7 protein-coding genes are annotated in these 12,278 nt (G+C 38.9%); 6 read left to right on the top strand and 1 reads right to left on the bottom strand.

The window, feature by feature from the left end; all coding sequences use genetic code 11:
* Positions 1-140 precede the first annotated feature (140 nt).
* The 6 genes from dapB to HMPREF9072_RS08990 all read left to right on the top strand — a co-directional run bounded on the left by dapB (position 141) and on the right by HMPREF9072_RS08990 (position 9,180).
* Positions 141-842 carry a 4-hydroxy-tetrahydrodipicolinate reductase gene (gene dapB / locus HMPREF9072_RS09015; protein ID WP_009411418.1) on the top strand — a complete coding sequence of 234 codons (702 nt, stop codon included), beginning with the start codon at positions 141-143 and terminating at the stop codon, positions 840-842.
* A 99-nt stretch (positions 843-941) separates the two neighbouring features.
* Positions 942-1,772 carry a Cof-type HAD-IIB family hydrolase gene (locus HMPREF9072_RS09010; protein ID WP_009411417.1) on the top strand — a complete coding sequence of 277 codons (831 nt, stop codon included), beginning with the start codon at positions 942-944 and terminating at the stop codon, positions 1,770-1,772.
* 19 nt (positions 1,773-1,791) lie between these two features.
* Positions 1,792-3,345, top strand: coding sequence for a signal peptidase I (gene lepB / locus HMPREF9072_RS09005; RefSeq protein WP_009411416.1), 1,554 nt, complete (start codon positions 1,792-1,794; stop codon positions 3,343-3,345).
* Between the two features lies 1 nt (position 3,346).
* Complete coding sequence (locus HMPREF9072_RS09000) at positions 3,347-3,970, top strand: WbqC family protein (protein ID WP_009411415.1); 624 nt, start codon at positions 3,347-3,349, stop codon at positions 3,968-3,970.
* A gap of 519 nt (positions 3,971-4,489) precedes the next feature.
* Positions 4,490-6,025 (top strand): sulfatase, encoded by a 1,536-nt coding sequence (locus HMPREF9072_RS08995; protein ID WP_009411414.1) that lies wholly within the window; start codon positions 4,490-4,492, stop codon positions 6,023-6,025.
* Positions 6,026-6,072: 47 nt separating this feature from the next.
* The gene (locus HMPREF9072_RS08990) at positions 6,073-9,180 is read left to right on the top strand and encodes a glycoside hydrolase family 2 TIM barrel-domain containing protein (RefSeq protein ID WP_009411413.1); all 3,108 of its coding nucleotides are present in this window, start codon (positions 6,073-6,075) and stop codon (positions 9,178-9,180) included.
* Positions 9,181-9,272: 92 nt separating this feature from the next.
* Here the strand turns inward: HMPREF9072_RS08990 and HMPREF9072_RS08985 are convergent, their stop codons facing one another.
* The gene (locus HMPREF9072_RS08985; protein WP_009411412.1) at positions 9,273-12,011 is read right to left on the bottom strand and encodes a sialidase family protein; all 2,739 of its coding nucleotides are present in this window, start codon (positions 12,009-12,011) and stop codon (positions 9,273-9,275) included.
* Between the last annotated feature and the right edge of the window lie 267 nt (positions 12,012-12,278).

Here is a 12,278-nt window from a genome sequence, read left to right as displayed (position 1 = left end):
TCTGCCCGTGCGGCTCGCACCGTCTTTTGTTCGTCACTCGTCATTCGTTACTCGTTCGTTCATTTTTTATCCGCTTGTCGTGCTACGACTTTGCGTGTTTTAACAGAAGAAATAAAATATTTAATTTATAATAGTCAATTATGAAAATAGCTTTACTCGGATATGGCAAAATGGGTAAAACCATTGAACAAATAGCCATCGCTCACGGACACGAAATCGTGTTAAAAATAGATAATGCCGAAACTTCTTACGACATTACAATAGCCGATGTGGCTATAGAATTCAGCACCCCCAGCAGTGCCTTTGCTAATATTAGCAACTGTCTCACACACAAAGTACCCGTGATTGCAGGTACTACCGGTTGGTTAGCCCAATACAACGAGGCAGTAGCTTTGTGCCAAAAGCACCAAACCGCTTTTCTCTACGCCTCTAATTTCAGTATAGGGGTAAATGTATTTTTCGCACTGAACAAAACCTTAGCCAAACTGATGGCTAAACTCAAAGACTATGAGGTAGCTATCGAAGAAATTCACCACACTCAAAAGCTCGATGCCCCCAGCGGTACTGCGATTACTTTGGCAGAAAGTATTATCGCTGAAACTGATAAAACAGGTTGGCATTTAAACACAGCTACCGAGAACGAAATCCCTATCGTAGCCAAGCGCACAGATAGCGTCCCAGGCACTCATATCATCACCTATACCAGTGAGGTAGACACCATAGAAATCAAGCATACTGCTCACAATCGCAAAGGCTTTGCTCTCGGTGCTGTTATGGCAGCCGAATGGATTGTAGGTAAGCAAGGAGTATTTACGATGAACGATGTACTCAACCTTCATTAAGCGTATTTTTTAATCAAAAAACTACTTATCTTAAAAAAAGGCATTATCTTTGCACTTTAATAACTCATAATTTTTAACATAGGACTCTTAACTAAAAGAATGTATAAAATTATCTTTTCTGATATCGATGGCACTCTATTAAGTGGTTCGCGAACCCTTACGCAGAACACCATTCACGAAGTAAAACAACTGAAAGACAAAATACCTTTCATTTTAGTATCTTCACGTATGCCTGAGCAAATGTATCACATACAAAAAGACTTAGGCATCGCAGGATTACCACTTATCGCTTATAATGGCGGATTAGTGCTCAATGGCGAAAAGGTACTACACTCTACTACTATCCCCTACTCTATTCTCGAAGAATTAGTCGCCCTCAACGAACAAGAGTTCAATGCTCAGATACACATTAGTTTTTATTATAACGACGAGTGGTATGTACCCGCTAACGATGAATGGGCACAACGTGAAGAAACAATTACCAAAGTAACTCCTACCGTGCGACCCAATCGCGAAGTACTCACTCTGTGGAAACAAGCAGGACACGGCGCTCACAAGCTAATGTTAATGGGAGAAGAAACTCTTATAGAGCGAATGTTCAAGCTACTAAACGAGAGATATACAGAGGTAATGCAAATCTATCGCGGGAGAGAAACTTATATAGAACTATCAGATATCAGTATTTCTAAACTCACAGGAGTGAAAATAGTATCAAACGAGATATATCATTTACCTTTGAGCGAAGCAATAGCTTTTGGCGATAACTATAACGATTTGGAGATGCTCAAAGGCGTAGGTTGTGGTGTAGCAGTTGCTAATGCTCGCGACGAAGTAAAAGCTGTAGCCAAACAAATAACACTTCACCACTCCAAAGATGGTGTGGCAACATTCTTAAAACAATTAAGAGAACAAAAAGTAATGAACCTTTAAACGTTAATCATTCATCATTATGATATATTTATATATTTTAATCATTGCACAGCTCATCAATGGGCTATTCTTTTGGAAAGGATATGAAAAAGCAGGTTACAAAGCGTGGCAAGCCTTTGTTCCCTTCTACAATACCGTTATTTTCTTACGTATTATCTCTCGTCCTTGGTGGTGGGTATTCCTGCTCTATTTGCCTGTAATAGGTAATATTATGGTAATTGTGATGACTTACGAATGGTTACACGTATTTAACTATCGCAAGAAGCGTTACACCCTGCTATCAATAATTACTTTGGGACTTTTTGCTGCCTACATAACCTATTTACCTTCTACACACTACATAGGTAAAGATGTAGAAGTCATCAAAAAGAATGTTTCCTCTTGGGTGAGTGCTACTATCTTTGCAGTAGTAGCAGCTTCGGCTATTCACACCTACTTCATACAGCCTTATATGATACCTACTTCTTCTTTAGAAAAAACCCTCTTGGTAGGCGATTTTCTTTTTGTAAGTAAGTTTCACTACGGAGTGCGTGTACCTATGACTCCACTATCATTACCTATGGTACACGATTCAATTCCTATAATAGGCACAAGATCGTATATCAAAACGCCTCAGTTACCTTATTTGCGTTTACCTGCTTTGCAGAAAGTACAGCGCAATGATATTACGGTATTCAACTGGCCTACTGATACAGTAAGGTACTTCCGAGACAATTCGGGTATTCACGTAGATAAGCCCATAGATAAGAAGTCTAACTATGTAAAACGCACGGTAGCTATCCCTAACGATGTATTAGAAATCAAAAACGGCGATGTATGGATAAATGGCAAAAAAGAAATCTATCCTGTACGTGCCAAGTTACAAACTTCTTATATAGTGGTTACACAACCCAATTTATTCACTCATCCCGATGAGTTTAGAGTAGTGATGTACCAACAGTACGGTGTTACCGATCCCGCTTATCCCATCAACAACGACACTTATATCTTTACTTCCCTTACAGATGATGTAGCTAAGGCTTTGGAAGCTAATACAAGTATTGTGTCAGTTACTCGCAATGTAAATAAGGCTGGGGTCTACAATCCTGCAATCTTCCCTCACAGTCCTACTTTTGCTTGGAATGAGGATAATTACGGACCTATTACCATTCCTGCCAAAGGGAAAAACGTAACACTTACTAAAGAGAATTTGCCTTTGTATAAACGCATTATTAGTGAGTATGAACACAATAAATTAGAAACAAAAGGTGATGATATTTACATCAATGGGCAGAAAGCTTCCTCTTATTCCTTCCAACAAGATTACTACTGGATGATGGGAGATAACCGTCACAATTCAGAAGACAGTCGTTTTTGGGGTTTTGTACCTGAAGATCACGTGCTTGGTAAACCCGTACTCATCTGGATGAGTTTGGACAAGAATGCCTCAGGATTTAAGAAAATACGTTGGCAGCGTTTGTTCACTACCGTAAATGGTGAAGGTGAACCTGTGTCCTACCGATATATTGTATTTGGGTTACTTGGTTTGTGGCTGGTATATAGTTTGGTTAAAAAGAAAAAAGTAAAAGAATAATATGGTAGAACAAGTATTATTACACCCTACTTATTTTCCTTCTATTGCTCAATTTCACTTGATGTTGAACACACCTTGCGTTTTAGAAGTCTCTGACAACTATCAGAAACAAACCTTGCGCAATCGCACATATATTTACGGTGCCAATGGCAAGCAATCCCTAAACTTACCTATTAAGCACGTAGGAGGTGATACCGGACGACAGTTGTTCAAAGATGTGAAAGTAGAGAATAATTTCCTATGGCAACGCCTGCACTGGAAAAGTTTAGAGACAGCCTATCGCACATCTCCTTATTTTGAGTATTATGAAGACGATTTGGTGCGTATTTTTGAAAAACAATATACTTACCTACTCGATGTAAATATCGACACAATTGAAACCGTTTTAGCCTGTTTGTTAGTACATATTAACTTTGACAAGACAAAAACGTATGAAGCCGAGCCACAAGGAGTGAAAGACTATCGTTTTTTGAGTAGTGCTAAAAAAAAATACCCTGTAACAATGCCCTCTTACCACCAAATATTCTCAGATAAATATGGTTTTATTCCTAACTTATCTATTTTAGATTTGCTTTTCCACGAGGGACCTAATACACAAGAGTTTTTAACTAAGGTAAAAGTGTAGCGCTATAAAGTGTGTAAATAGACATCAAAAACGTGTAATTACACAAATAAAAAGAAGGTTGCAAAAAGTAATTACTTTTTTATTATCAAAATATACTTCCTTATAATCAGTAATTTACAAAATGTAATATAAAGGAATGTTTTTTTGGCACAGAGTTTTCAATATAGTAAACAGAAGATTGCTAAAAGAAACATTGTTAAAACAAGAATTAGAAAAAACATTTTCATTAAAACTATCAAACTTAAAACAAAATCTTATGTAAAAAAACTTTATTACTGAGAACAGTAATAGAGATTCTAAAACTGAAAAATTTTCTTCATTTTTGGAGTTAGTAGTAGTATTTATATGCATTGTGAAAAAGGCTCTCTAAGAAATTAGGGAGCTTTTTTTTATATTTAGAATGCTATTACTAACTTCTTTTTATATAAATACTCATAATAGAATATTTTTTTCTTAATTAATTTGGTACTTTAAAAAAGTCACTGTACTTTTGTGGTTCATTTTAACACCAATTCATTTATGAAAAAATTCGTATTCTTCTTTGGGCTTTTATATGCCACAACAGTTTTTGCACAAAGCAAACCTAATATTATACTTATTGTTTCAGACGACCATTCGTATCAAACGATTGGAGCTTATAACAATGGGGCTACTAATGCAACTCCTGCAATTGATAAACTTGCTAATGAGGGGGTAAGGTTCAACAAAGCTTTTGTTACCAACTCCATTTGTGGTCCTAGTAGGGCTTGTATTCTCACGGGTAAGTATAGCCATAAGAATGGCTTTATGGACAATGAGACATCACACTATAATTCTTCACAACAACAGTTTGTGAATCTCTTGCAACAAGGAGGCTACCAAACTGCTTGGGTGGGAAAATACCACTTAGGTGATGACCCCAAGGGCTTTGACTTCTTCAAAATCTTAGTTGACCAAGGTCGTTATTTTAACCCCGACTTTATCATTGAAGGTAAAAAACGTGTAAACGAGCAAGGTTATGTAAGCAATATCATTGAAGATGAAGCCGAAAAATGGCTCGATCGTCGTGACCCTAATAAACCTTTCTGCTTGGTTGTGGGGCATAAAGCGGTGCATCGTACTTGGATGCCCGATTTACCTGAATTAGGAGCTTATGAACTGGTAAACTTCCCATTGCCCGATACTTTCTTTGACGATTATGCAACTCGCAAGCCCGCAAGTTTGCAAGAAATGTCCATTGGTAAGGATATGATGATGGGTTACGATTTGAAGATGTTCAAAGATGAAAAAGAAGAAGTGCAAGATGCAAACTTCTCTCGTATGACGGCTATTCAATTAGCACATTACAACGATTTCTATAACCCTATACGTCAGCAGTATTTCAACGCCAATCTCAGTGGTAAAGAATTAGCACAATGGAAGTTTCAACGCTATATGCGTGATTATCTATCTACCGTAAGATCGATGGATAAGAACATTCAGCGTATGCTCGATTACTTAGAAAAGCACAAACTGAAAGACAATACTGTGATTATATATATGTCCGACCAAGGTTTTTATATGGGCGAACACGGTTGGTTTGACAAACGTTGGATGTACGAAGAATCTTTCCGTACCCCAATGATTGTCTCTTACCCTAAACTTTTTCCTAAAGGCACAACCAACGATGATTTTGTGTTGAACATCGACTTGGCACCTACTTTCTTAGAATTGGCTGGCTTGCCTATCCCTGCTGACATACAAGGCAAATCGTTCTTACCGTTGTTTGCTAAAAAAGCCAAACCTATACGCAATCAAATATTTTATCACTACTACGAAAACGGAGAACACGCAGTATCACCTCATTTTGGTGTTCGCACTGATCGTTATAAACTCATTCGTTACTACAAACGCGTGAATACTTGGGAGCTATTTGACCTCAAAACTGATCCTAAAGAACTCAACAACGTCTATGGCAAAAAAGAATATCTGAAAATTACTAAACAGTTAGAAGCTTTACTTTTAAAAGAAATTCGAGACAAGCAAGACGATTTGGCTGAGAAGGTGTTTTTCAATAAAGAGTTTCCTGTGAAATGAATTTTATAAGGATTCAACTTTGCCAAAATTTGTAATATATTATTTATATGAAAAACTACCTATACATTATCATATCATTTTTTCTAACTATAGTCTCTTATGCCCAACACTTGGATTCCATTTTCGAAAATCCAGCACTGCAAGAAATCAATCGAATGCCAATGCGTGCCTCCTACTTTCCGTTTGAGAATATAGCTAAAGCAAAAAATGGTACGATAGAGCAATCAGCATGTTTCCTAAATCTCAATGGCTTGTGGTCCTTCCTCTGGAAGGAAGACTATCGTCAGTTGCCAAAAGACTTCTACAAAACCAATTTTAACGAAAGTCAGTGGAAGAAAATTCCTGTACCTTCTAATTGGGAAGTACAGGGATATGGCACTCCAATTTACGTGAACGCTTCTTACGAATTCAATCAAAAGAACCCTACTCCTCCCGATATTCCTGATAGTCTCCAACAAAATGCTGGCCTGTATCGCAAAACTTTCGATTTGCCCTCTTCTTGGGAAGGAGAAAAGGTATATCTACATTTAGGAGCAGTGAAATCGGCATTTAAACTGTATATAAACGGTAAGTTTGTGGGTATGGGTAAAGACAGCAAGTTGGCTTCTGAATTTGACATTACACCTTATATCACTAAGGGTAAAAACCTCATTGCAATGGAAGTGCGTCGATGGACGGACGCAAGCTACCTCGAATGCCAAGATATGTGGCGCTTTTCCGGGATTTCTCGTGATTGCTACCTCTATATGCGACCTAAAGTGCATTTATACGACCTTAGCATCAGCGCTAGTTTAGATAAAAACTACACCAATGGCAAACTCACCACTTCGGTAGAAGTATGGAACGAAACTCCAAGCGATGCCTCTAAATACCAAGTGGAAGTAAGTCTGTTCGACAAAGAACAACTGCTCTACCAAGAGCAAAAAGAAACTATCGGACTCAAAAAAACCTTTGGTAAAACCGAATTGCAATTCGAAGCACAATTACCACAAGTGAGAGCGTGGAGTGCCGAAACGCCTTATCTGTACCGTTTACAAATGGTGCTGTACGATGCTGAGGGAAAGGTGAAAGAAGTAGTAAGTCGTCCCATAGGCTTTAGAACGATTGAGATAGAAGGTGCTAACATTTTGGTAAACGGCAAACGCATACTCTTCAAAGGGGTGAATCGCCACGAAACCGACCCGTATACGGGACAAGTAGTGAGTCAAGAACAGATGGAGAACGATGTAAAGCAGATGAAAGCCCTCAACTTTAATGCTGTACGCACCTCTCATTACCCTAACGACCCTTATTTCTATGACCTTTGTGATAAATATGGGCTTTATGTAATGGACGAGGCTAATATAGAAAGCCACGGTATGCATTATGAAATGGATAAGACTATCGGCAATGACCCCGTGTGGGAATATGCTCATTTGCTACGTATGGAACGTATGGTAAAGCGTGATAAAAACCACCCATCAGTTCTGTTTTGGAGTATGGGCAACGAGTCTGGTAACGGTTGGAACTTCTACAAAGGCTACCAACACATAAAAGGCTTAGACTCCTCACGCCCTATTCACTATGAACTAGCTCACTACGATTGGAATACCGATATCGAGTCGCGTATGTACCGTCGTATTCCTTTCCTTATCGACTATGCGCTCAGCAATCATACTAAACCCTTCTTGCAATGTGAATACGCTCACGCAATGGGTAACAGTGTAGGTAACTTTCAAGAATATTGGGACGTGTATGAGCATTATCCTAAACTACAAGGTGGTTTTATTTGGGATTTCATCGATCAAGGGCTTTATAAAACCTTACCTAATGGCAAGAAAATAGTAACCTACGGGGGTGATTACGGTGATAAAAATACTCCAAGTGATAATAATTTTCTTATCAATGGAGTAATAGCTTCCGACAGAAGTTGGCATCCTCACGCCTATGAAGTACGCAAAGTACAACAAGAAATAGGCTTTCAATATCAAAATAACCAACTGATGTTGCGCAATAAACATTTCTTTAAAGATTTATCAAACTACGAAATACATTGGCAACTGCTCAAAGAGGGTGTGCCTGTTCAAAGTGGTAATATTACCAACTTAATAATATTACCACAAAGCGAGGCTACTTTTTTACTACCTCCTCTTAAAACAGACGATAAAGCAGAATATATCTTGCAATGTACCGCCCGTCTCAAACAAGAAGAAGGCATTTTAAAGAAAGGTACAGAACTTGCTTTTGCCGAGTTTCCTCTCACCTCCTACACTCCTCAAAAAGCTATTGCTGATACAACACCTTTAGAGGTAGAAGAAACAACCAGTCACATTCTATTGCATAATAAGCATTATACAGCTAAAATAGATAAACAAACAGGCAAATGGGTATCGTTTCAAATGAAGAATGAAGAACTCTTTACTCCCGAAGGCTTAGAGGTAAATTTATGGCGGGCTGGCACTGATAACGACTTTGGGGCAGGTTTACCTAAAAAACTGCAACAGCTTCAAGAGGCAGATAAAAAAGCTGATAGTGTCCGTATATCGGTAGAGAAACTAAACTCTGGTCAAGTGAAGATAACCCTACGCAAACGATTGGTAGAAGGTACAATTAATTATACTCAAGAGTTGCTTTTTGATGGCAAGCCTTCCGTAACGGTGAGCAATCACTTCAAACCGCTAAAGAACGACAAAACGCTTACTTTTAAGATAGGCAATCATCTTACACTTCTGCCTTTTCAGCGCATTCAGTGGTATGGTAGAGGTCCTTGGGAAAGTTATTGGGATAGGAAAACATCGGCTATGGTAGGCTTGTACGAAGGAGCTATTGCTAGCCAGTATTACCCTTATGTGCGTCCGCAAGAGAATGGTAATAAAACTGATGTGCGTTGGGCAAAGCTCAGTAAGAAAAAAGGAGTAAACATTGCCATTTATAGTACAGGTTCTTTACTAAATATAAATGCCCTGCCTTATAGTCCTGCACAGTTATTTCCTGGTATAGAAAAAGGACAAACACACGCAGGTGAACTCACCCCTGATAAGTATACTCACTTAGACATCGATTTGCAACAGTTAGGTTTGGGAGGTGATAACAGCTGGGGTAACTTACCTATGGAACAATACTTACTGTATCTGTATCAGCCTTACAGCTATAGTTACAGAATAGAAGCTTTTTAATGGCATATTCTTATATAAGCAAAGCACAGATTTCTTGATAAACTCAAGTCGTCTGTGCTTTTTTGTTAAACCCCTTATAAAATTCTTTCCTTCTAATATATATCAAGTGTTCTTTCTTCTTCAAAGCCGTCAGGAAGCGTAAATATAATAGTGTAGCGTCCTTTGGGTAGATATACTTTACCATCAGTAGCAATAGGTAAAAATATCTTTTGAAGACTCTTCTCATAGGCTGTCTTACCCGCATAAGACATCGTCAAGTCATAAGGTATATAATTAAACCCAACATTTGTCTTATAAGTAAATGTTTGCAAGGTAACACGTCCTTTCATCACTTTTATAGGTATTGATAAATTTTCCTTTGAAGCAAAAGCATAGAAATACACATTAGGCTTCACAGGTTCTTCCCATTCGTTATTGGCATTTCCCCAATTCGCAGAATAAGGAAGCGTAATAGGCGTTTCAAGTGGATAAAAATCTTGCGAGGTAATCGCTACTCTTAGCTCTTGCATCATCTTCACCGAGGTGCGAAAAATACCACATCCCAATGTCGCAACTGTCATTTCGCCATTTATTTCGTCTATATAAATATCGTAAACACCTGTTTCGGGCAATCCTTTGCTGAATGGTTGCCAACTTTCACCTAAGTTAAACGAAATATACACCCCATTATCAGTTCCTGCATAAAGAATCTGACTGTTTTTAGGGTCTTCTTTGAGTACATTTACTTTACTATCGGGCAGGTTAGAATGGATATCTGTCCAACTCTTGCCATTGTCATTACTCATAAAAATAATAGGGTCGATATTGGAATCATCAGTACTAATAAGGGTTGCCAATACGCGGTTACGCTGGTGTTTAGAGGCAATAAGGTTGTTCACTTTTAGCGGACGAGGGAAGGCGTTGTATATCTGTTTCCACGATACCCCTCCGTTATCGCTGGTGTAAATCATACCATCGTCACTACCCGTATAAAGCAAACCAAACATAAAAGGCGATTCAGCTATAGCCAAAATTGTACCATATGCCTTGTTGCCCTGCTTGTTACCATTGGTTACATCGTCCGAAATAGTCCGCCAATTCCGACCTTTGTCCATAGAAATGTGCAATTTGTCACTTCCTATGTAAATAATATCTTTGTTTTGTGGCGAAATAAGTAACGGTGCATTCTTGCCAAAACGCAACGGTTCCTTGTTTTCACCGTAATAAGCACTTCCTAATGGGAAAAGCTGGTCTCTATCAGGCAAAAAAGTAAAGAACTTGCCATAAGGTTCTGCGGCATAGCTATCATTGCCAAACGATAGCGAATGAATAGCTTTTCTGAACGTATTCCAATGACTGTTATTTTGTGCCAATACCACCTGGTCACTCACATAGTAAGGTGTTTTGTTAGCTTTGTCGTAACTCAGCTGGGTAAAAGCCATTGCTTGTGGTACATTCTTAAAAGCAAAACTTTTTCCGTTGTCGTAAGAGACCTGTAATCCACTGCGAGTTGTACAAAATAGAGTACCCTGTTGTAAGTAAAGTTGTTCATAGCTGTTGTTCAACGAAATCGGTTGTTTACTTTTCCACGTCCTGCCTCCATCGGTAGATTCCAATAAGGGATATCCTCCTATAAATAAGTGTTTTTTATTACTAAGGTCTACGCTGATGCCCCCAAAACGCTCTCCGTTTTGGTAATACACATCATTCAGAGGTTGAATATTCGTCTTTTGCCAAGAATTACCCCCATCTTCGGTTACGTACACTTCCGCACCTATAATCTCTTGGGTACTTACACCCAAATAACTCAGTAGTTTAGCAGGAGAGGTTACCTCTGCAGCTATCATATCTTTGAGATTCTGAGCTGTATATTTCTCGTCCTGACCTATATTGTGCAAAAACACATTTAAACGGTTGTTATCTAACGCGAGGAAATCGGCTTTGCTCATCACATCAAAATCTTGAGCGGAGAGATGAATGCGCACTACTTTCTGTACAGTGTTAATATTCTCTTTCTTTTTGGCATTGCGATTATCTACTATCGCATAATAAGTCTGATTGTTAAAGCAACTCACCCCTATCTTACCAATGTTATTCCCTTTGAGAAATCCATTGTTTACCGTGATTTTCGTCCACGTATTGCCTTTATCAGCGCTCTTGTAAATAGCACTATTACTGCCATAAGGAGCACTGTCCCACTGACTGTTATTCACTTCCCACGACACAGCCAAAAGCATTGCCCCATCGGGCGAAGCAGTAATTTGCGTAATACCCGCACGAGTGCTTACAAATAGTTTTTGTTGCCACGTTTTTCCGCCATCAGTAGTTTTGAAGATACCGCGTTTTTCATCGGCTTTATAAGGGTTACCCAATACTCCTGCCACAAGTTCTTGGGGGTTAGTAGGGTTGATATACAAACTACTAATGCGTTGCATTCCTCCCAATCCCTTAAAGTCAGTTGTTTTGCCTTTATCGGTAGAGATAAAAACGCCATAAGGGGTCGCAACCGCCAAAGTCCTCGATTGCCAATCTACTGCCAGTGCTGTGATACTTTGTGTAGGGAGGGTTGAGCATAGTACTTGGTAGGTTTCCCCGCCATTTTGGGTAAGCCATACACCTCCGTTTTCTGGAGCAACTATAAACTCACTGCTATTTTTAGGGTTTACACTCAGCGCACTGATGCGATTGCCTATCTCTTTTACTGTCACTTGCTCAAAAGGCGTTTCACGCACCCACGAACGCGCTTTGAGCTCCTCTTTCTGACGCAAAGGAAGCGGTAGCAGTTCTTGGGCAGTGAGAGTTGTTGTGATGATTAATAAAGAAAATACAAAAGTAAAGATTTTATTTTTCATAATTATTTGCAGAATTCTCTTTAAGTTGTTGTTTTTAGGGTGCAAAAGTACAACAATTTATTGAAATGAGCTAATATTCTAAGAATATTTATCCCATTGCCCTTTGTCATTCCTCATTTGTCACTCGTCATTTCTTCCTTTTTCCGTCTCCACATTCCTCCTCTCCGAGGGGGCTAGGGGGAGGTTTCTTTTAATTTTTCGTCACATTCCCCCCTATTGCCTATGGCCTATGACCTAGCACCTCTTCCTCTTTCTTTCGCCTCGAAA

This window comes from Capnocytophaga sp. oral taxon 324 str. F0483, assembly GCF_000318315.2.
GTDB lineage: Bacteria > Bacteroidota > Bacteroidia > Flavobacteriales > Flavobacteriaceae > Capnocytophaga > Capnocytophaga ochracea.
Note: the sequence above shows the minus strand (reverse complement) of the source record. Positions and strands in the feature narration are given on the sequence as shown.